This is a genomic window from Jezberella montanilacus (assembly GCF_003003055.1).
In the GTDB taxonomy this organism is placed as follows: Bacteria; Pseudomonadota; Gammaproteobacteria; order Burkholderiales; family Burkholderiaceae_B; genus Zwartia; species Zwartia montanilacus.
Map to the genome: position 1 here is coordinate 192,540 of NZ_PVTV01000016.1, position 19,790 is coordinate 212,329.

22 protein-coding genes are annotated in these 19,790 nt (G+C 49.6%); 17 read left to right on the forward strand and 5 right to left on the reverse strand.

Translation table 11 applies throughout. The features are described 5' to 3' along the window. Positions 1-15: 15 nt before the first annotated feature. Together BCM14_RS13060 and BCM14_RS13065 are read right to left on the reverse strand one after the other, a co-directional pair. Positions 16-2,805, reverse strand: coding sequence for a PAS domain-containing hybrid sensor histidine kinase/response regulator (locus BCM14_RS13060; protein WP_106228476.1), 2,790 nt, complete (start codon positions 2,803-2,805; stop codon positions 16-18). Between the two features lie 2 nt (positions 2,806-2,807). Continuing rightward, entirely contained in the window at positions 2,808-3,998 is a 1,191-nt protein-coding gene (locus BCM14_RS13065; RefSeq protein ID WP_106228477.1) for a response regulator, read from the reverse strand. Between the two features lie 160 nt (positions 3,999-4,158). Here BCM14_RS13065 and BCM14_RS13070 point away from each other — a divergent pair, with 160 nt between their 5' ends. Genes BCM14_RS13070 through BCM14_RS13080 form a run of 3 tightly spaced genes read left to right on the forward strand, consistent with a single transcriptional unit; the run spans position 4,159 to position 5,698 of the window. Beyond that, a complete protein-coding gene (locus BCM14_RS13070; RefSeq protein WP_259673623.1) occupies positions 4,159-4,479 on the forward strand; it encodes a flagellar protein FliT in 321 nt (106 codons plus the stop codon). A gap of 12 nt (positions 4,480-4,491) precedes the next feature. Then, positions 4,492-5,427 (forward strand): hypothetical protein, encoded by a 936-nt coding sequence (locus tag BCM14_RS13075; protein ID WP_106228479.1) that lies wholly within the window; start codon positions 4,492-4,494, stop codon positions 5,425-5,427. Beyond that, the gene (locus BCM14_RS13080; RefSeq protein WP_106228480.1) at positions 5,420-5,698 is read left to right on the forward strand and encodes an EscU/YscU/HrcU family type III secretion system export apparatus switch protein; all 279 of its coding nucleotides are present in this window, start codon (positions 5,420-5,422) and stop codon (positions 5,696-5,698) included. The genes BCM14_RS13075 and BCM14_RS13080 overlap by 8 nt, the downstream gene beginning before the upstream one ends. Positions 5,699-5,716: 18 nt before the next feature. Here the strand turns inward: BCM14_RS13080 and fliE are convergent, their stop codons facing one another. Beyond that, positions 5,717-6,103, reverse strand: coding sequence for a flagellar hook-basal body complex protein FliE (fliE, locus tag BCM14_RS13085; RefSeq protein ID WP_106228481.1), 387 nt, complete (start codon positions 6,101-6,103; stop codon positions 5,717-5,719). 140 nt (positions 6,104-6,243) lie between these two features. Between fliE and fliF the strand changes: the two genes are divergently transcribed. The 14 genes from fliF to fliR all read left to right on the forward strand — a co-directional run bounded on the left by fliF (position 6,244) and on the right by fliR (position 18,100). Next, positions 6,244-7,854, forward strand: a complete 1,611-nt coding sequence (gene fliF / locus BCM14_RS13090; RefSeq protein ID WP_106228482.1) for a flagellar basal-body MS-ring/collar protein FliF — start codon at positions 6,244-6,246, stop codon at positions 7,852-7,854. Further along, complete coding sequence (gene fliG, locus BCM14_RS13095; protein WP_106228483.1) at positions 7,847-8,848, forward strand: flagellar motor switch protein FliG; 1,002 nt, start codon at positions 7,847-7,849, stop codon at positions 8,846-8,848. Before fliF ends, fliG begins: the two co-directional genes overlap by 8 nt. Next, positions 8,841-9,491: a flagellar assembly protein FliH gene (locus tag BCM14_RS13100; protein WP_259673624.1), complete on the forward strand. Its 651-nt coding sequence runs from the start codon at positions 8,841-8,843 to the stop codon at positions 9,489-9,491. Before fliG ends, BCM14_RS13100 begins: the two co-directional genes overlap by 8 nt. Positions 9,492-9,538: 47 nt before the next feature. Beyond that, positions 9,539-10,927 (forward strand): flagellar protein export ATPase FliI, encoded by a 1,389-nt coding sequence (fliI, locus tag BCM14_RS13105; protein ID WP_106228512.1) that lies wholly within the window; start codon positions 9,539-9,541, stop codon positions 10,925-10,927. A 5-nt stretch (positions 10,928-10,932) separates the two neighbouring features. Next, positions 10,933-11,397 (forward strand): flagellar export protein FliJ, encoded by a 465-nt coding sequence (gene fliJ, locus BCM14_RS13110; protein ID WP_106228485.1) that lies wholly within the window; start codon positions 10,933-10,935, stop codon positions 11,395-11,397. Further along, positions 11,397-12,608 (forward strand): flagellar hook-length control protein FliK, encoded by a 1,212-nt coding sequence (locus BCM14_RS13115; RefSeq protein ID WP_106228486.1) that lies wholly within the window; start codon positions 11,397-11,399, stop codon positions 12,606-12,608. The genes fliJ and BCM14_RS13115 overlap by 1 nt, the downstream gene beginning before the upstream one ends. A gap of 2 nt (positions 12,609-12,610) precedes the next feature. Continuing rightward, positions 12,611-13,864 (forward strand): HD-GYP domain-containing protein, encoded by a 1,254-nt coding sequence (locus tag BCM14_RS13120; protein WP_106228487.1) that lies wholly within the window; start codon positions 12,611-12,613, stop codon positions 13,862-13,864. 112 nt (positions 13,865-13,976) lie between these two features. Then, entirely contained in the window at positions 13,977-14,534 is a 558-nt protein-coding gene (fliL, locus tag BCM14_RS13125) for a flagellar basal body-associated protein FliL (protein ID WP_106228488.1), read from the forward strand. 14 nt (positions 14,535-14,548) lie between these two features. Beyond that, positions 14,549-15,544 (forward strand): flagellar motor switch protein FliM, encoded by a 996-nt coding sequence (fliM, locus tag BCM14_RS13130; RefSeq protein WP_106228489.1) that lies wholly within the window; start codon positions 14,549-14,551, stop codon positions 15,542-15,544. Beyond that, positions 15,545-15,964: a flagellar motor switch protein FliN gene (gene fliN / locus BCM14_RS13135; RefSeq protein ID WP_106228490.1), complete on the forward strand. Its 420-nt coding sequence runs from the start codon at positions 15,545-15,547 to the stop codon at positions 15,962-15,964. It abuts the gene before it with no gap. Positions 15,965-15,969: 5 nt separating this feature from the next. Beyond that, on the forward strand, positions 15,970-16,266 hold the full coding sequence (gene fliO, locus BCM14_RS13140) for a flagellar biosynthetic protein FliO (RefSeq protein ID WP_106228491.1): 297 nt from the start codon (positions 15,970-15,972) through the stop codon (positions 16,264-16,266). Further along, on the forward strand, positions 16,263-17,015 hold the full coding sequence (gene fliP / locus BCM14_RS13145) for a flagellar type III secretion system pore protein FliP (protein ID WP_106228492.1): 753 nt from the start codon (positions 16,263-16,265) through the stop codon (positions 17,013-17,015). Before fliO ends, fliP begins: the two co-directional genes overlap by 4 nt. 14 nt (positions 17,016-17,029) lie before the next feature. After that, the gene (gene fliQ / locus BCM14_RS13150) at positions 17,030-17,299 is read left to right on the forward strand and encodes a flagellar biosynthesis protein FliQ (RefSeq protein WP_106228493.1); all 270 of its coding nucleotides are present in this window, start codon (positions 17,030-17,032) and stop codon (positions 17,297-17,299) included. Between the two features lie 27 nt (positions 17,300-17,326). Then, the gene (fliR, locus tag BCM14_RS13155) at positions 17,327-18,100 is read left to right on the forward strand and encodes a flagellar biosynthetic protein FliR (RefSeq protein ID WP_106228494.1); all 774 of its coding nucleotides are present in this window, start codon (positions 17,327-17,329) and stop codon (positions 18,098-18,100) included. A gap of 71 nt (positions 18,101-18,171) precedes the next feature. Here fliR and BCM14_RS13160 read toward each other — a convergent pair whose 3' ends face one another. Then, positions 18,172-18,552 carry a hypothetical protein gene (locus BCM14_RS13160; RefSeq protein ID WP_106228495.1) on the reverse strand — a complete coding sequence of 127 codons (381 nt, stop codon included), beginning with the start codon at positions 18,550-18,552 and terminating at the stop codon, positions 18,172-18,174. 112 nt (positions 18,553-18,664) lie between these two features. After that, positions 18,665-19,477: a flagellin gene (locus BCM14_RS13165; RefSeq protein WP_106228496.1), complete on the reverse strand. Its 813-nt coding sequence runs from the start codon at positions 19,475-19,477 to the stop codon at positions 18,665-18,667. Positions 19,478-19,790: the final 313 nt, after the last annotated feature.

The following is a 19,790-nucleotide window of genomic DNA, read 5'->3' on the forward strand; positions in this document are numbered from 1 at the left end:
GGACGTCACTCAGTATCAGTCGTTCTTGAGGTTGGATTCAAGAGACGTTCGGAGTTTATTGACGATGTTGATGGCGCTCTCTAATTGCTGCTTGAACATATCGTAAATCGATTGATCAAGCGTGCTGTGTTGTAGGGAGGTGTGAAGTTTATCAATCGCACTAAGTAAGTCCTGCATACCTAGAATGCTGACAGAACCCTTGAGGTAGTGCAATTTCTTAAGTGCTTGCTCAAAGTCGTTAACGGAAATCAACGCCTCAAGTTCTTTCTTCACGGCAATACCGTCGACAGAGAACAACCCTAAGAGCCGCAGTGCCAATTGATTGTCATCCAGGTTTTTTATGGTGGCTTCAATTGAGTGAACCGTGTCATCTGATGAACTGGCTGCGAGCGGAACCGAATGGTTAGATGAGGGCACTGGAAACTTGGTACCGCCAAACTTGAGGCTTGGCTTGACCACCTCTCGTAGCAAGGAAATCAATTGCTGCCAATTAACCGGCTTTAAAAGAAAATCCCGCATGCCAGCGGATATACATTTGTCCTTGTCTTGATTGGAGAGACCTGCACTGACGCCAATAATAGGGCACTTGTTCCAGGCTGGTTGCATGAACAATTCCCGTGTTGCAGTCAGGCCGTCCATATGCGGCATCTGCAAATCCATCAGGATGACATCGTAGTTAGTCTGTTCAATCATTGAAAGCACCTCTAATCCGTGCTGTGCAACATCGACGCTCGCCCCAGCGCGTTCGAGAAATTTGACCGCGATCTCTTGATTAATCGGGTTGTCTTCAGCTAACAGGATGCGAATATCACTTAATGGAAGGGCAGTTGAATCGCTTAACCGACCCGCCGTGCGACGCTCTTCCTCGGGTGCGAGTCGATCCTGATTTTCGTCTGTTACTCGCTCTGCACTGATACCGAGAGACAGGTCGAAGTAAAAATGCGCACCACCCGTGAGTGTTTTTTTCAACTTTAATTCACTATTCATCAAATTCAGCAAACGCTGGCAAATCGTTAATCCTAAGCCCGAGCCACCGTATTTGGTCCAGGTGTCTGTACTGGCTTGATGAAAAGGTTGTAAGACATACTCCAACGTTGCCGGGTCGAGGCCGATTCCCGTATCAACAACAGAAAAACGGATCGTGACGGTTGTGTCGTCAAAGGACATTAAATCAATCGTGATTTGCACCGCGCCTTTCGAGGTGAACTTGATTGCATTACCGACGAGATTCGACAAAATCTGCCGTATTTTTGTGGCATCACCAATCAACCACTGCGGGCAATTTTTTGATAATCGCAGCTCTAGCCCTATTCCTTTCAGTGAGGCGGATGCGAAGAACAGGTTCTTGATTTCTTCCAGGAGCCTATCAAGATCTAGTCGGGCAACATCATCAAATACTTTGTTTTCTTCGATCTTCGAAAACAATAGAATATCGTTCAAGATGGTTAACAAAGTCTGAGAGGCAGTCTGGGCAGTGACAAGCAAGCCTCTCGCGGCTGCCGGCAAGTCCTCAAGCAAAGCGAGCTCGACGAGCCCGATAATGCCATGCATGGGGGTTCTGATTTCATGTGACATCGTTGAGATGAAATTAGATTTGGCTCGAGTATTTTCGTTGGCCGTGTCAACGGCGTTTCTCATGCTGTCTTCTAGCTCTTTTCTTTTTGACGCGTCACGAAGCACAAAAATCCAGCTGATAGGTGACTCGTGACTGAGTATGACTGGTCGAACGATGACCTCATCCCAATTCGTGCCGCCATCCTTCGTGTGCGTCGCTAACTCGGCGCGAAACGTGGATCTGGCTAACATTGCCCGCTTGACACTGTTGATCGTTCGTCGCGGCGTTTGTTTACCGATAAGTAGCTCAGGCGGCTTGCCCAGTACTTCGCTTCTCAGGAACCCAGATCGAGTGACAAACATATCGTTGACATATATTGTTTTGAGTCGATTGTCAGCGGTCTGATCTTCTTCGCAGATCATGATCATGTCGTTCGAACTATCAATGACCCGTCTGAACAGATTGAGTTGTTCGTTGACGCCAGTTCGCGCTTTCAACTTGAATTGCGCATTGCGACCTGTATAAAAAAGAATGATACTTTGCGCGATCATCAACATCACGAGCCTGAAGGCAGCAATAGGGATTGTGTCATTGGGCAATATGATGACATGACGAATCGCAACGACGATCGCCAACAGGAGACAAGCGCCAACCCAGCGGTCTTGCCACTCGGGTTGTTGTTTCAAAAGAAGCGCCAAAAACAGAGGCGCAAAAAGCGTTGTACTAAAACAGTAGCTCAACCATGTGCTAATAAACGAGCTTATGCTCAGCGCTTGCATCAAGTTGGACAGAGAAACTATTTGAGTGCTGCGGCCCCAAAATATTTCATGAGCCGCGCTTGGTAGCAGGCAAGCCAGTGGTAGCGCCAACGTGATGAAAACGAAGATAGAGGCAACGTTATTGAGCGCTGCGTAATCTGTTTTGAAAAGACGCTTGGGGATGCTTGCTGCAATCAGGCATTGGGCATAGGCAGCGATAGCAACGATCACGGTTGCCATAACCAATGTCAAGATATCGCTGTCCTGTCGGTATTCAAGGCTCAGCGTCAGCATCATTGCGCCGACCCAGACTGCTCGCAGAGACTTTGGCATTTTTGCCAGCACCAGAGCCATACCAAGGCTACTAGCCAACAAGAGTGGTATCCCCGGTATCAGTTCGACCGGCGCGATCAATCGATCTAATAATCCGATCAAAACATAGCTTGATATTAATAAGCCAAAACCAAAAGGCGTGGGCGATCGAGTAGTCATCGTTAGCAACCCCCAGGCGCAGTGTGAGCGTTGATCAGAGCGATTAATTGATCAGGACTAGTCGTTTTTGCGATTAGATCAGTCATCCCGCTTGCCAGGCAAGCAGTGCGCTCTGCTGTATTCGCACTCGCACTGAGCCCGATAATCGGAAGCGCTGTGTTGGCCTTGATGCTTCGGATTAATTTGGTCGCCTCTAAACCATCGAGTATTGGCATTTGTACGTCCATCAACACCAAATCAAATCGTCCCCGTTTGACAGCAGACACGGCCTCTTGGCCGTTACCCGCTATGGCGACGCGCCAACCGTGTCGTTGCAACAATGCCTGCATGGCGTGCTGCACAAACTGATTGTCATCTGCCAGCAAAATACTCTTGCTGGCAAGACTATCGGCGTGATGCTTGGCGTCAGCTGATGCCCTTGCCTCACTGTTGTTCTGCGAATCTGACTGCAACATGCTCATGAGTGTGGCTTGACTGGTTTGAAATGCGGTTTTGAACTGCTCAAATGCGGGCTCAATCATCGTTCTTTGCTTGAGTGCTCTGTCTAGTTGCTCAGCAGCGGCTCTAAGATCTGTTGCCCCAAGAATCCCTGCTGAGCCGATGAGTGCATGGAGTCTATATTGTGCGTCGCCATACCGCTGCTTGTTAATGTGATCTGTCAGCGTGTTGATCGTTTCTGCTGAATCCTTCAAAAATATTTCTATCATTTGCAAGATCAACTCTTCATCGCCCAGCATCACGATGGCGCTAGCAAAATCGAACCCTTTGATTGAGTGGTTGAGTATGCGCCGTTTGGTTGTAGTTTTTTCAGGCGGGATGGCTGTAGCGAAGTGCAGCCTGTTAGTGTTAGCTTTCAAATGAATAGCTAATGGTTGGCTGGGTGCTTCGGCTGGTGGTGGTTCGATCGCCGAAGTTGGCGTGAGGTCGGGTTCTTCTAGTGCAGAAGTGACGTTTGCTGAAGCGTCCAATACTGGCGTTTCAGCCCTTTGCTCATTGCGGTCGTCCGTCAAGCTAGACCCAATGCTAAGTCGTGTCTTCAGCCCGGTTCGCACGCTTTTGGGAAACGAGTAAACGAGGTCGTGGGCATCGGTTTGCTGATGCGGTTGATCCTCTCTGTGCGCCGGCGCCTTGTCATCTGCGGGGTCAGATAACCAAGTGCGAAGGGTTGTCACGATACGATTGATCTTGCTCACTGTCTTCCTTTCAGTTGCTGTGAGACCCGCTTTGAGTATCGATGGCGCTTGCGCGCCTTGGGTTTATAGAACAGAGGGTAAAACCCCGCGTTGTTTACCCGATAAGTGTATGCCTGTTGCCGAGCATAATAGCGATACTGTTTTCTCTGAATCGCCCCCCATGCCTAAACGCAACATATTATCGGTTTATGATGACATGCTACAAGTCAGTCATCAAATGGTCGAGGCTGCCCAGCGCCAAGATTGGGATGCCTTGAATGAACTTGAGGCGGTTTGTGCAACCTATGTCAAACAGATCCAAGTAGCAAAGCGACAGACAGAATTGGGATCGCAAGAGATAGAGACTAAAGTCGCTTATCTGATGAAGATTCTGGCTGATGATCGGCGGATTCGTGATCTATCCGAGCCTTGGATGGTCGAATTAGCTAAGATGATGGCACCGCGTTCTCGAACTAGACCGTCGGCACCAAACAGAGACTAACGGGGTCTTTTAATGGAAATAAAAGGTGTACCAGCGGTCGGCGCCACTACGTCTGGCACGTCGGGCCAGGCGACGTCGAACGCGACTGGTGCACAGTTTGTAGCTGGTCACGAATATCAAGCTGAAGTGGTCAGTTATGCGCAGGGGCAAGTTGTCGTGCTGCGCCTGCAGGATGGGTTAGTAAACGTCAAGTTGTCGGGTGATGTCAGTGCAGGACAAGTCGTCACGCTTAAATATGTCGGCGGTTTAGATGTCCCGATCTTTGAAGTGGTCGGATCAGACACTGGCAATAACGCAGCTTATGTCGCTATCAGTCGAGCGGCAACCTTAATCGGACAATTCTTGACTAAGGCGGATTCAGTACCTGAGATCGGTGGTACCGTCGCCACTGGTAAGCCTCTTTTGAATAACGTGACAGATCCCGCACAGATTGCGGCTGAACTGAAACAAACTTTGACTGGAAGTGGCCTGTTTTACGAATCACAGCTCGCAAATCTTGTGCTGGGCTCCGGCGCAGCCGAAGAGCTTAGGGCACAACCCCAGAACACGAACGCTTTTGATCCCGCAGGGTTGGTGTCCAAGCAGTTAGAAATCCTGGAGAGTAATGCCGTGCGTTGGGCAGGCACTGTATGGCCAGGTCAGGTGATGCAATGGACGACACAACTTGATCGAGAAGGTCCTGCTGATAAGAATCCTAATGGAAGCGGAGAAAACCCCGATTCTGAGAATCCGACTACGGTGACTAGCACCATGGTGCTTGACTTGCCTAAGCTAAAAAAGATCGCCGCGACGTTTAAACTGAGATCAGACGGCGCCCTGAGCGTATCAGTCAAAGCAGTAGAGGGCGTTGCCTCCTCTGTGCTTCAGCCCGCTTTGCCCAAACTCGTCGATGCCTTGACTGCGACGGGTCAGAAATTAGAATCTTGTCTTGTTAGCCCCCATGACTGAACTCCCCAAAGCCAGCAAGCAGGCGGTGGCACTTGCCTATGAACAGGGCGAGTTCGCCCCGCGCGTGGTGGCAAAAGGGCGTGGGGTGGTGGCAGAGCAAATCATTAAACTAGCCAAGGAGCACAAGCTATTTGTGCACGAATCGAAAGAGCTGGTTAATTTATTAATGAATGTCGATTTAGATGACCACATCCCAGAACTGCTTTATCAAGCAATCGCGGAGCTTCTCGTGTGGGTGTATCGACTTGAAAATGGCGATACCAAACAATAGATTAAGGCATCATCCTGATCAAATCTGCATGTTCATGATCGTTTGATAAGCTGAAACGAGCTTATTACGAACCTGGACGGCTGTTTGCATAGACAAGCTGGCTTTTTGACTGGCCATCATCACATCTGACAAAGATACAGAACTATCCCCCATCGTAAAGCGCTGACCGAGATTTTGCGATTCGTCCTGATAGCCCTTTATCTGATTTAACGAGCCTTGCAATATCTTTGAAAAATCGACCACGCTAGATGGCTGTACGCCACCTGTTGTAATGGGGTTTGCCAGAGGCGAAGCTAGCGGTGATACGGCAGCTGCACTCGCTGGAGCGCTCGCCTGCGATCCGATGTTGCGCAATTGGGCGAGCATGGACTGGATCTGATCCGTGCCGATTCCTCCAACGTTCATGTAACCCCCTCCTTTTTTGCGGATTGCCTCAATGTATAGCAATGTAGCAGGGGGGCGATTGAGCCTGAATGACAATAAAGTGAAAAAAAACAAGCTTATTCTAGCAATTGAAATCTACCCTATCCTCCATAATTCTTGGTATGAACGGATTAAATCGGAAACTTCTGCTCGCCTTAGGGATTGCCGCTGTGCTTGCGGTGATGATCGCCTTTTGGCTTTGGAGTCAAGAGCCGAAGTACAAGGTGCTGTTCTCGAACTACAGCGATAAAGACGGTGGCGCGATCGTCGCAGTCCTCGAGCAAATGAATATTCCGTACAAGGTTTCGGATGGCGGCGCGGCCATCATGGTGCCAGCTGAACAGGTCCATCAGGCCAGACTGAAGCTGGCTGCGATGGGCTTGCCGAAAGGTGGCAACATTGGCTTTGAGCTCTTAGAAAAACAGGGCTTTGGGGTCTCTCAGTTCATCGAGCAAGTCAATTATCAGCGAGCAGTTGAAGGCGAGCTAGAGCGCAGTATTCAAGCGATCTCTGTGGTTGAAAACGCCAGAGTTCATTTGGCAATCCCCAAATCTACCGTGTTTTTAAGAGACCAGCAAAAGCCAACTGCATCGGTGCTGGTCAAGTTACAAGCCGGTCGCACGCTTGAGCGTCAGCAGGTGAGCGCTGTCTTGCACTTGGTTGCAAGCAGCGTACCCGGATTATTGGTCAACAATGTCTCCATCATTGATCAGAACGGGGATTTATTGTCTGACACGACCAAGGATAGGGCAAATCAGGTTGACCCCAGCCAGCTTAAATATGTCGAAGACTTGCAAAGAGGGATCGCTGCGAGAGTTGAAGCGATCATTACGCCCATTGTCGGGTTGAAAAACGTACTGGCAAGGGCCAATGCTGAAATCGATTTCTCGTCTTTGGAAGAAGCAAGAGAAGAATACAAACCAAACAAAAATCAAGACAATGCTGTGATTCGCAGCCAGCAGACAAACGAGTCATCCGCAGCAGGGGGTTCGACCGCTGCGACGGGTGTGCCGGGGGCCTTGACTAACCAACCGGGCGCCAATGCAACCGCACCGATTGTTAACGATCCGAACGCAGTTGGTGGTGCAGACGGCGCGCCGCCTGCTGGCCCAACCAGCAAGAACGTCACGGTCAATTACGAGGTTGATAAAACTGTTCGCTACACCCAGAAAACAACGGGGGTAATCAAACGTCTATCTGTTGCAGTGGTTGTCAATCAAAAGCAGGAAGTCGTAGACGGTAAACTCGTACCGCGAGCCCTGACGGATGATGAGAAAAAACAAATCACAGATTTGGCAAAACAAGCAATGGGCTATAGCGAAGCCAGAGGGGATACGATCAGTGTCGTGAACTCGGCGTTCGTGCCTGAAAAGATTGAAAACTTGCCCGACTTGCCTATTTGGCGCAATCCCGATATTGTTGAACCCGCTAAAGACTTTGGCAGGATAGCGCTAGGGGTTATTGTGTTGTTCTTCTTATATCAGCGTGCTTTAAAGCCAATGGTTACCAGGCTGATCGAGGCCTTGAGCCCTCAAGAAGAAGTCTATCAGCCGCAGGCGGCTCTCTTAGCGGACGATTCCTCCGCCATGCTCGAGCCACCGACGCAACAAGAGGCTGCGGTTGCGCGCAATTATGCTGATAATTTAGCGCAGGCCAAGGCCCTGGCGATGGAAAACCCCAAGCTGGTCGCCAATGTGGTGTCCTCTTGGATAGCGGGTGCTGGCAATGGCTGAAGATGATGGCGTCACGCGATCAGCAGTCCTGCTGCTAGCGCTTGGCGAGGACGGTGCCGCCGAGGTGATGAAGTACCTCGGTCCGCGTGAGGTTCAGCGCTTGGGCGTAGCGATGGCGACATTGACCAACGTCGATCATGCTCAAGTCGAAGCCGCGTTGGAGAAGTTTTCAGAAGCGACAAGCGATTCGTCGGCTTTCGGCAAAGACTCTGACGAGTTCGTACGGACCGTGCTGGTTAAGGCGTTGGGCGAGGACATCGCGAGCGGTGTGATCGAACGCATTCTGAACAAGCGTGAGGCGAGCGGTATAGAGGGCCTGAAATGGATGGATGCGCAGACGGTTGCTGACCTCATCCGACAAGAGCACCCTCAGATCATTGCAACGATCCTGGTTCACCTCGAGCCTGATCAAGCTTCTTCTGTTATTGCCTGTTTTACGCCACGCTTGCGACAAGATGTTATGTTGCGCATCGCGACCCTGGATAACGTCAAGCCAACAGCACTCAAAGAGCTTAATGATGTGCTGACAAGGTTGTTATCGGGTAGTGAAGGCGCCAATAAAAAGAGTATTGGCGGTGTTCGCGTCGCTGCCTCCATCATGAACTTTATGAACTCTGAAGTCGAGAGCAGTCTGATTGAAGGCATCAAGGGCTTTGATGAAGACATGGCGCAAGAGATTGTCGATGAGATGTTTATTTTTGATGACATCTCAGAGCTACCAGACGCCAGTGTTCAGTTGCTTTTGCGGGATATTCCATCCGAGTCATTGGTAATCGCACTCAAGGGCGCAAGTTCAGGCTTACGCAATAAAATTTATGGAAACATGTCGGCTCGTGCGAGTGAAATGTTGAAAGAAGATCTCGAGAATCGAGGCCCAGTTAAGTTGTCTGACGTCGAGGCGCAACAGAAAACGATTTTGCAACTTGTGCGCAAAATGGCGGATGACGGGACAATTATGCTGTCGAGTAAAGGTGGAGACGAGCAATATGTCTAACGCCTTTGCAAGATCGAGTTTTAACACCTCCAAGCAAGGTAGTGGATTCGCTGATTTGTTTGAGACTAAACAGAACCTGGAAGCCCAGGAAGCCCTGGTTGTATCACCCGAAAAAATCAAGCAGATTTACGAGAAAGCCTATACCGATGGCTATGAGCGGGGGATGAGCGAAGGTCATCAGCAGGCGCTCGAAGCCGGTAGGCAGATGGTCGAAACTGAGCGGCGTATGCTCGCCGAATTGCTAGTTAATTTTCAGCAAGTGATTGACCGCAAAAATATTGAGACTGCTGAAGAGCTTCTCAAGCTGTCGTTGGATATCGCGAAGGCGATGTTACGAGCTAAGCTCGATGTTGATCCTAAGGTGTGTTTGCCCATTATTAGCGAGGCAATCGCAAGCTTGTCCGTTCTGCAGGCGCCATTGCGCTTAAGTTTGAATCCGGCTGATGTCGAAGTCGTCAATCGTTACATGATGGCTGATTTGCAGGATCAGGGCTGGACCCTGATTGAAGATGACAGTATCGAATCGGGCGGGTGCATCGTGCAAACTGCTACGAACACGGTCGATGCAACGAATCCGAGCCGCTGGCGCCGGATCAGTGAGGCGTTGGGGCAATCTGATGATTGGCAGGAGTCAAAATCGTGACCGGTGCTCAGATCCTTGACGACCCGACTACCCTTGGCGAAGCGCGTATCGTGAGCCAGACAACTGGCTGGCAAGAGCTATCGGCTAGCTTATCCAAATCCTTGAGCAAGCTAGACACTTTTGAAGTAGCTGGCAAAATTACTCGTGTAGCTGGCCTCGTTATCGAAGCAGCAGGTCTGCACATGCCCATCGGGAGTCTTTGTTACATTCGGCTTGAGGATGACAAAATGCTCGAGGCAGAAGTCGTCGGCTTTGAAAACGGTAATTTGTTACTGATGCCCTACGGTGGTACCGAAGGCGTGGGCCCCGCTTCGAAAATCCTATCCAGAAAACATAATAGCAAGAGCGGTCAGCCCCCACCTGGTCAGCTGCCAGTCGGTGCGTGCCTGTTAGGCCGTGTCCTGGATGCCAGTGCGCAACCGCTTGATGATAAGGGGCCGTTGAATGCGACCGAGTTTGCATCCATGCATGCCCAGCCAATCAATCCATTGAATCGCACGCCGATTGACACCATTCTCGATGTTGGGGTGAGGGCAATCAATGGCTTGCTTACAGTTGGGCGTGGTCAAAGGATGGGCGTATTTGCCGGTTCTGGCGTGGGTAAGAGCGTTTTGCTTGGCATGATGGCACGTTATACCGATGCCGAGATCATCGTCGTTGGATTGATTGGTGAGCGAGGCCGGGAGGTCAAAGAATTTATCGAAGAGATTCTTGGTCCTGAGACCTTGCTCAAGACCGCTGTCATCGCAGCGCCTGCCGACGCCCCGGCCTTAATGCGTCTTCAGGGGGCACGCTACGCTTGCACCATCGCCGAATATTTCAGAGATCAGGGCAAGCATGTTTTGCTTATCATGGATTCACTGACTCGCTATGCGATGGCGCAGCGCGAGATCGCTTTGGCAATTGGCGAACCACCTGCCACTAAGGGTTATCCGCCTTCAGTATTTGCTAAGTTGCCAGTGCTGGTTGAGCGTGCAGGTAACGGTGAGCCCGGTGGCGGTTCGATTACCGGGTTTTACACTGTTTTGACCGAGGGCGATGATCAGCAAGATCCGATAGCGGACTCTGCGCGTGCGATTTTGGATGGCCATATTGTGCTCGACCGAGCTTTGGCTGAAAGTGGTCATTATCCCGCCATCGATATCGAACAATCGATTAGCCGTGTCATGTACGCCATCGTCACCGCGGATCATCAGCGCGACGCTCGCCGGCTCAAGCAACTGACATCTCGCTACAACCGAAACGTCGACCTGATCAACGTAGGTGCTTATTCTGCTGGGAGTGATCCAGTTTTGGACGAGGCAATCCGAAAGCGGCAGATCGTGGAGTCTTTTTTGCAACAGGATAGAACCGAACGATCGGATGTCCCGACCAGCATTCAAGGATTGGCGGCATTATTTTCAGATGCTGATACCAGCACAACGGCAGGACGCTGAACACCATGGCTAAATCTACCTCCTCGTTAGAAACCTTGCTCGAGTTGACACAGAAAGCCGTCGATGAAGCCTCAATTGAGTTAGCTCAGATTAATCAGCAGCTATCGGAAGCCGAAAATCAGTGGCAAACATTGAGTGAATATCGACAGCAGTATATGGAAGAACACATTGATCAATTGACCTCTGGTATCCACCTTGAGCAGTTATCAAACTTTAAATTGTTCGTGACTAATCTGGATAAAACCATGCAGGGCCAACAACAGGTGGTTGACCGGTGTCGGCTCATGGCTGAAGAGCAAAGACTAGCTTGGCAAGCATGCAAGAGAAAGCAGATGTCTTTTGAGGTGCTGCTGGAAAAAGAAATGCATAAACGCAACGTTGCGGAGCTAAAACGTGAACAAAAAGCGACGGATGAGTTTGTGAACGCTCGCGCTGCTGTAAAGTTAATAAAGAAACGGACACAGCCATAATGAATACAAACGTGACCAACCCCGGGCTCACACAGTTGGCGGACACTAGTCCGACCAAAAGACTGCTGACCCAGTCGCCTGTGACGAACAAGGCGGGGTCGGTCAGTTTTTCTCAACTGCTACAACAGCGTGAGCAAGGACAAGATGTCGCCACCGCGGCAATGAAGTCTGGTCAACAGCAAGATGCTCAACGTAGTGAGGCGGCAAAACGTCGCCATGAGGCTGAAAATCGTGAAAATAAAGCAGGCTTGAGTCAAGCTAACACTCAGGGCGCTGCCGCAAATGTATCCAGTCGAGCAGCTCAGGGCAGCGCTTCAAGCACCGGTAATCAAGGTGCAGGCGTAGCCGCAGAAGAAGAGCACAGGATGTTTGGAGACGCATTTAATGCGAGCACAACGTTTTCTCGGGCTACACGATTAAGCACCGTTACGATACCTTCCGCTGACAAAAACAAAGACTCGGGCGTTGCCGAGCACTTAAGCGCCGATGATGCAGCGAAGGGCTCAGGTCAACGGTTAGTCAAGACTAACTTTAGGACAAATGATGCTGGCAAGTCGGGTCGTTCGCTGAATGAACTGGTTGTTAAACCCAATCAAAGCAATTTGATGGCGAATAAAATTGACGGCCAATCTGCCGAGCAAGAGCAACAAGACACGAGGTCCGGCGCTGAGGCTGAGGTGAATCTCACTATGTCGGCAGTAGCTGCAAAAGACAACTTGGTAGCAAAAGATAGTAGTGGTTCCTCGTACACAGCAACGCCGCCAAATACGGAACCTTACTTCATGCAGTCCCGCCTGGATGGGGGGGGATGGCATACCGAGATGAGTCAAAGAATTGTCTGGATGTGCCAAGGCGAGCATCAATCAGCTGTTTTAACCTTGAACCCGCCCAATTTAGGCCCATTAAAAATCGAAATCCAAGCACACCGCAATGTCATCACGGCGAATTTTGTGTCGGATAACCCCGAAGTCAGACAAGCGCTGGCTGACGGATTTCCTGCACTTAAAAGTGCAATGTCCAACGCAGGCGTTGTCTTGGATCGTGCGACGGTTCTGGGTAACAGCGGTGCGAGTGAAACTGGACAATCGAGTACCCCCAACCAATTAATTGCGAAGAGATTTGTATCTAACCATGCATTACCGAAAGCGAATCCTGACTCAGATCAACCGGGTGGCTCCTTGGGCCACGGATTAGTGGACACCTTTGCCTAAAAATGATCAAAAAAATCCCCATTGAAGAGATTCGTATCGGCATGTACCTGGAAAAATTGCCGGGTAGCTGGCTAGAACGCTCTTTTTGGCGTTCGTCTTTCTTGATCCATGACGTGAAAACAGCCAAAAAGATCATCGAGACCGGTTGTCAATACTTCTGGATCGATACTGAAAAGGGCAGAGACATCGCGACGGCTGAAGAAAAGGCCAGAGAAAGAGCTGTGGCAGCATCCAAAAACCGTGTCGATGAGATCGCGAGTTTCTTTGCCGAGCCAAGCAAAAATGTTCGTAAACCATCTAAAGAAGAGCTAAAAGAGGATGCCGTCGCAAAGACCGAGTCGGCGATGGCCACCGCCTCGGCTGTCCTGACGCGTTCTAAAGAAGCGGTTAACGCGATTTTCAGCAATGCGCGGTCAGGGCAAGCCATCGACATCAAAGAAGCTGAGAAGATTGTTGATGACATTGTGGATTCAGTCGAGGAAAGTTCGCACGCCATAGTGAGTGTCGCACGCAAGAAAGACGCATTCGATTTCACATCCGCGCACGCTGTGGCCGTCGCCAGCTTAATGGTTGCTCTGGCCAAAGAGCTCAAGTTGTCAGATAAAGAGGTACGCGAAGCCGGCTTGGCTGGCTTGATGCATGATCTTGGTATCGTCGGTAGCAAGCCGGAAACGGCCAGGCAGCACGGCACAACCATGACTTCAGAGGCGCTATTTGAAACGCATCACCAAGATGGTTACGAGATGCTGGTTAAAAATGGCGACGTGTCGCAAGCGGTTCTGGATGTGTGTTTGCACCACCACGAGGCAGTCGATGGCTCGGGCGTCCCGGGCGGTTTAAAGTCTGCTGAAACCAGTCAGTTGGCTAAAATGGCAAAAATTTGCGATATGTACGATTCGATGACGTCGGACCACGATCATCGTGTCGGGATGCCACCGCCATTTGCCGTTCGGCAGCTGTTGAAAAAATCTGACACCGAACTGGATGCAACGCTGCTTGAGGCCTTTGTCAGAACTGTCGGTGTCTACGCAGTGGGTAGCCTCGTCAGACTCAAATCCGACAAATTGGCGATCGTGATGGAGCAATCGACGAAGTCACTCACCACACCTAAGGTCAAAATCTTTTACTCCATTAAATCTGAGTTAAGAGTGGCACCGGAGATCGTGGATTTGTCCACGAGTGTTACCGATGAAATCGTTTCAGCTGAAGATCCGGCCAAATGGCGCCTGGATAACCTGGATGCGTTGTGGCGATAACTAAGTATTTTCACAATTGTTTTGTCTGACTTGGAATAGCAATTTTATTTAAGATATTTGTTTTCTTAAATTTCGTCGATAATGGTCACCTAGATCATTATTGGGGTGTTTAATGGCGACGGCAGCAAAAAGCAAAAAAGTTGAAATACAGGAAGAAGACGAGTTCGAGGCTCCTCCTCGAAAAAAGTCAGCGGTAAAGCTAATTGTCCTCGTTCTTCTTTTGCTGATTGTGCTCGCAGGCGTGGGTGGTGGTGTCTATTATTTTCTGACTAAAGATTCGCATCCAGCTGCAGGCGCTGAGGCTGGGCAAGAAAAGAAAGCCAAACCCAAAGAAAAGAAAGCACCAGTCAAGCCTGCCTTCGCGACACTTGAGGCCTTCACCGTCAACCTGATGGGTGAAGAAAATCAGGATCCACAGTTTTTGCAAGTGAGCATCACGTTGCAGGCTAAGGACGCGCAAGGTGTGGATGGCATTAAAGAACATATGCCTATGGTTCGTAACAGAATGCTGCTGATCTTATCCAGTAAAAAAGCATCTGAGGTGTCAACTGCAAAAGGCAAAGATAAATTAGTCGAAGAAATTATGACTGAATTGAACAAGCCATATGAAGAGGACGACGAGGAGGAGCACGTGATTGCGGTCTTTTTTACGACCTTCATTATTCAGTAGGCGGATACCAAACCATGCAAGACGGGTTTTTGAGTCAGGACGAAGTCGATGCGCTACTAAAAGGCATCGACGATGAAGATGTCGGTTCGTACGATCAAGTTGCGGACCCGAATGAAGTACGGTCTTTCAATCTGGCGAATCAAGAGCGGATCGTTAGGGGGAGCTTGCCGACGCTTGAGATTATTCACGAGCGATTCATCCGGATGTTGCGTGTGTCGATGTTTAACTTCTTGCGGCGTACAACAGAAGTATCTGTTACCCCGATCAGAACCATGAAATATGGGGAGTTCGTTAGAAATCTGGTGGTGCCGACTAACCTGAATTTGATACACATCAAGCCGCTGAGGGGGACCGCGTTAATCGTATGTGACCCCACCTTGGTGTTCTCTGTGGTTGATTGTATGTTTGGTGGCGATGGGCGCTTTCATACTCGGGTCGAAGGCCGCGATTTCACCCAGACTGAGCAGCGTATTATTCGCCGCGTTCTCGATTTGATCTTCGAGGCTTATCAAAACTCGTGGGCGCCTGTTTATGAGCTTGAACTCGAGTATTTAAGATCTGAGTTGAATACCCAGTTTGCCAATATTGCTACGCCAAATGAAGTTGTCGTGACCGCATCCTTCACGATTGAAGTTGGTGTTGCCATGGGTCAGATCGACCTGTGTATCCCCTATTCAATGATTGAGCCGATCAAAGATTTGCTAGCGTCGACTCTGCAGGGTGAGACGCTTGGGGCAGATGAAAGATGGGTCAAAATGATGAGGCGTGAAATCATGCCTGCTGAGCTTGAGCTCGTCGCCAACCTTTGTACCAAAGACGTTAACGTAGCGTCTTTGCTTGAAATGAAAGTGGGGGATGTAATCCCTTTAAATTTATCCCAAGAAATAGAAGTGACCGTTGAGAACTTACCCGTTTTAGCTTGTCGGTACGGTACATCCAACGGACAATATGCCCTTCGAGTCGAAAAACTACTGAAATTTGATAGTAACGAAACTGCCAGGAGATCTTAAATGGCGACTACCCCTGAAGATGAGTCAGTTAGTCCAGAAGAAATGCTGGATTCAGGTTGGGATGACGCAATGCGTGAACAGTCGGAGGCTGCCGTGCCGGCTGCCGCTCGAACTGATGTTTTTGATGAGTTCGCGCCGGCTGCCAAGCAAACTGGCCAGAACGACATTGAATTTATTCTGGATATCCCGATACAACTTACGGTTGAGCTCGGTAGAACCAAAATGACGATCAAAAATCTGCTGCAACTTGGTCAAGGCTCGATTGTTGAGTTAAACGGTATGGCAGGAGAACCCATGGATGTGATGGTTAACGGCTACATCGTCGCCCAGGGTGAGGTCGTGGTCGTCAATGATAAGTTCGGTATCCGTCTGACCGATATCATTACGCCAACAGAGCGTATTCGTAAACTCAACCGCTAATTGCCATGGATACTTTTCGCGCGACTGCAAGTCTGTGCCTTGTCCTGGTTTTGGTGTTGGCACTCGCCTGGGTGTTGAAGCGCGCCTATGGTAAAAAGCTGATCAACGGGAGCGTGGCGAAGATCGTCGGTGGCGTCAGCGTTGGTTCTCGCGAGAGAATTGTCGTGGTTGAAGTAGCAGGTCGTTGGTTAGTGGTCGGTGTTTCAGCAGGCCGGATGACGGCGATTGCAGACCTTGAGCCCCAGACCTATGCACAGGCGGCTAAGTCCGCATCGAATTCTCAAATGGACCCCCTGTCATGACCAAAACTGGCATGGCTCGTTGGCTCGGGCTCGCATTGCTTCTCAGTGTCAGTCTCGTGCATGCTCAAGACGCAGAGGGCCTGAATCTGATCAATTCTTCGACGACAGCGAATGGCGGTCAGACTTACAGCTTGAGTGTGCGGACGTTGCTGCTCTTGTCGTCACTATCATTTTTACCAGCTGCACTAATGATGATGACAAGTTTTACGCGCATCATCATCGTGCTCTCATTGCTGCGTCAGACCATTGGTGCGCAGGGGGTCCCACCGAACCAGATCTTGCTGGGCTTGTCGCTGTTTTTGACCTTTTTTGTGATGCAGCCGGTGTTCGACAAAATCTATGTTGATGCTTACGAGCCATTTAGTGAAAATAAAATTACCATGACTGTAGCGTTGGACCGCGGTGTTCAACCACTGAAAGAGTTTATGCTCAGGCAGACGCGCCAGACCGATCTGGGGTTATTTATTAAATTGTCTCGTAATGACAAAATCCAGAAGCCAGAGGATGTTCCCTTAACGGTGTTGGTGCCAGCGTTTGTGACCAGCGAGCTGAAGACAGCCTTTCAAATCGGCTTTAGCATTTTCATCCCGTTTTTGATTATCGATATGGTGGTCGCTAGCGTCCTCATGTCAATGGGGATGATGATGGTGTCACCGTCCATTGTGGCCTTGCCGTTTAAATTGATGCTCTTTGTGCTGGTTGATGGCTGGACCTTATTAATCGGTTCGTTGGCTCAAAGCTTTTACTGAGAGGACGCTGGCGAATGAATCCTGAATCCGTCATGACCTTGGGCCGAGAGGGCATGCAGATCATGATTATGATTGCCGCCCCGATGCTGCTGGCTGCTCTGGTTGTAGGTTTGATCGTGAGCATATTTCAAGCGGCAACACAGATCAACGAGCAAACCTTGACGTTTATCCCCAAGCTGTTGACCGTGCTAGTGGTGCTTGTGATTGCCGGCCCCTGGATTTTGTCAGTTCTGACTGACTATATGCATCACGTGCTGACGCAGTTTCCTACCTTCTCTGAATAGCCGTAGTTCAAAAGAGCAGATCGGCCTATGATTCAGCTAGATGGCGATATGCTTCAAATTTGGGTGTCAGGTCTGTTCGTGCCGTTGACGCGAATCCTGGCATTTATGGCCGCAGCGCCTTTGTTCAGTAATACTTCTATCGCGGCGCCCATCAAAATCGGCCTGGGCGTGTTAATTACGCTAATCATCGCCCCGACACTCGGTACGATAAAAGTCGACCTGTTCTCAACGACTGGCCTACTTGTATTAATTCAACAGATGCTGATCGGTACGGCCATGGGCTTTGTTATGCGCGTGGTCTTCAGCGCAATCGACATGTTTGGCCAAATGAGTGGCTTGAGCATGGGATTTGGTTTTGCCACGTTTTTTGACCCTGAATCCGCCGGTCAGACGACGGTTATCAGCACGTTTTTGAGCCTGCTCACGACGCTGGTATTTTTACACCTTGACGGCCATTTGCTGATGATCTCTGTCTTGACAGAGAGCTTTGAGATTCTGCCGGTGCAATTGGGCCTTGGTGGCGTCAATGGCATGCAAATTGCCAAGTGGGGTGCGACAATTTTTAGCACCGGTTTGCAGCTGGCTTTGCCTATCCTTGCTGCCATGCTGCTGACTAACATGGCGCTTGGGGTGTTGACACGGTCAGCCCCCCAGCTCAACATTTTTGGGATAGGCTTCCCGATTACCCTCGGTACTGGCTTGGTCATTTTGATGCTGCTTCTGCCGCCTATGGTTAAGCCACTACAGAAGTTATTCGATCAGAGCTTATCTGCAGCTCATATGATTCTGCGACTCCCTTAGGGGTGTCGCAGTAATCTCACAAGCGTTTTCCGGCCACAGATTCTATCGTCAAATCAAGCAGTCAAGTTGCTTTAAGCTGGTGCGCCTGCGCCTTCAGTTTTTCTTTCGTAAGGCTTGAGAATTGTTTTAACTGACGCGATCACGATGGTGAGCATGTCGGTATTTAAAGTCTCGATCACACCATTGATGATGCGGATATTTGTTGAATAGATGGATTTAAGAAGAGTGCGATGTTGCGAGTTGAGGCGCTCGTTAAGGTTTTCTTGAACCCACTGCAAACCGTCGCGCACTTCAATCAAACGAACGTGCGTTGTGACTGGATCATACTGACCTGCCTGAATTCTGTTCAGAACCATAATCACTGACTCAAACCATCTTTTTTCAAACTCGGCGCCTTGCACGTGGTTTTGTACGGTGGTGTAGGCTTTTAAGCCATTGGCAGATGCGAACATAATTAACTCCTGTGGGTGCCCATGCGTTAATGATAGGTCGTTATAGCGCGATTCAATTTAAAGTTAACGACTGTTATTGCCTAGTATTAATAACGACTGAAAATCCAAAAACTTAAGGTCGTAAGATATTTAAATTTGTATAGGCACTGCCCGTCAGCTGATTAATGATCTTATAGTCAGCTTCTTGTTCATTCAACAGAGTTGTCAGCTGCTTAGAAAGACCTGTTTTGTCGATCGCTTGCATGGAAGTAAGGGTATTGTTGGTAGTCGTTAATTGTTTGCCAGCCGTGGTGTTCAGCTTGGTCAGAGTCTTGGCTGAGGTCGAAAGGTCTTGTTGACCGTTGTTAACCGCAGACATTGCCGCCCTGATGCCATCAATCGCTTGTTGGGCGTGTTTGGGGCTGTCCACCGCCGCGTTCGCAAGCACGCCACCGCTGACCATCGCAAGGACATTAACGGGGTAAACGGTCGTGGTTGATTTCGGATCTTTTTTATCAATGCCAGTCGTGACGTTTAACACGGCCGTGCCACTTAGTAAATTCACGCCATTTGTACGCGACTTGCTGGCGTATTTTTCCAGTTCTAGAATTTTTGCCTGAAACTGTTGATTAAACACGGTTGCATCTGAGCTACCCAAAGTCGGGTCGTTCGCTTTATTGGCGAGTAGTTGCATATCCTGCAAGACCGACGTGATCTTGGTTAACGCTGATTTGGCCGCTGTAATCACCTGTTGTGCTGATGCGATGCTTGTCTGCACCTTACCGTAAGACGTCGCGTCGTTTGAAAGCTTGGTAACCGTTGCTTTTTCAGTGGTAGATAGTGTTTTAGTGCCAGCGGCTAATACCGTTTGAATGCTCGTGATCTGCCCCTGCAGCTTGTTTGCAGCGAGTTCGAAAGGCACAGCGGTAACAAGTGGAGAAGTCATTGCTTGGTGTTCACTTTAAGTAGCCATCACCGAACATACAGTAATGATTATACGAATAAATAAACAAATAAATACATATTCTGTTAGTGGAGGCGGTGATCAAACTGCGTGAGCACCGCCCGATTGCATTCAAGTATCGTTTAGTATATCAACGGAAGAGTGTGAGCACAGCCTGAGCGGCGGTGTTCATCTGCGAGACCAGGTAGTAGTCAACCGACTGTTGGTTGTTTAACTGTTGCAACTGAGCTTGCAGGGCGGTTTGATCGACGGCTTGGAGCGAGTTGACCGTGGCTTGCAAGTTGGTGCCTAAGGA

Coding starts and splice junctions, on each gene's coding strand:
- BCM14_RS13080 (WP_106228480.1), top strand. CDS start 5,420: ATGACTGAACTCCCCAAAGCCAGCAAGCAGGCGGTGGCACTTGCCTAT.
- fliE (WP_106228481.1), bottom strand. CDS start 6,103: ATGAACGTTGGAGGAATCGGCACGGATCAGATCCAGTCCATGCTCGCC.
- fliJ (WP_106228485.1), top strand. CDS start 10,933: ATGGCTAAATCTACCTCCTCGTTAGAAACCTTGCTCGAGTTGACACAG.
- fliG (WP_106228483.1), top strand. CDS start 7,847: ATGGCTGAAGATGATGGCGTCACGCGATCAGCAGTCCTGCTGCTAGCG.
- fliL (WP_106228488.1), top strand. CDS start 13,977: ATGGCGACGGCAGCAAAAAGCAAAAAAGTTGAAATACAGGAAGAAGAC.
- BCM14_RS13160 (WP_106228495.1), bottom strand. CDS start 18,552: ATGTTCGCATCTGCCAATGGCTTAAAAGCCTACACCACCGTACAAAAC.
- BCM14_RS13075 (WP_106228479.1), top strand. CDS start 4,492: ATGGAAATAAAAGGTGTACCAGCGGTCGGCGCCACTACGTCTGGCACG.
- BCM14_RS13070 (WP_259673623.1), top strand. CDS start 4,159: ATGCCTAAACGCAACATATTATCGGTTTATGATGACATGCTACAAGTC.
- BCM14_RS13120 (WP_106228487.1), top strand. CDS start 12,611: ATGATCAAAAAAATCCCCATTGAAGAGATTCGTATCGGCATGTACCTG.
- BCM14_RS13100 (WP_259673624.1), top strand. CDS start 8,841: ATGTCTAACGCCTTTGCAAGATCGAGTTTTAACACCTCCAAGCAAGGT.
- fliN (WP_106228490.1), top strand. CDS start 15,545: ATGGCGACTACCCCTGAAGATGAGTCAGTTAGTCCAGAAGAAATGCTG.
- fliP (WP_106228492.1), top strand. CDS start 16,263: ATGACCAAAACTGGCATGGCTCGTTGGCTCGGGCTCGCATTGCTTCTC.
- BCM14_RS13165 (WP_106228496.1), bottom strand. CDS start 19,477: ATGACTTCTCCACTTGTTACCGCTGTGCCTTTCGAACTCGCTGCAAAC.
- fliQ (WP_106228493.1), top strand. CDS start 17,030: ATGAATCCTGAATCCGTCATGACCTTGGGCCGAGAGGGCATGCAGATC.
- fliR (WP_106228494.1), top strand. CDS start 17,327: ATGATTCAGCTAGATGGCGATATGCTTCAAATTTGGGTGTCAGGTCTG.
- fliM (WP_106228489.1), top strand. CDS start 14,549: ATGCAAGACGGGTTTTTGAGTCAGGACGAAGTCGATGCGCTACTAAAA.
- BCM14_RS13060 (WP_106228476.1), bottom strand. CDS start 2,805: ATGACTACTCGATCGCCCACGCCTTTTGGTTTTGGCTTATTAATATCA.
- BCM14_RS13115 (WP_106228486.1), top strand. CDS start 11,397: ATGAATACAAACGTGACCAACCCCGGGCTCACACAGTTGGCGGACACT.
- fliF (WP_106228482.1), top strand. CDS start 6,244: ATGAACGGATTAAATCGGAAACTTCTGCTCGCCTTAGGGATTGCCGCT.
- fliO (WP_106228491.1), top strand. CDS start 15,970: ATGGATACTTTTCGCGCGACTGCAAGTCTGTGCCTTGTCCTGGTTTTG.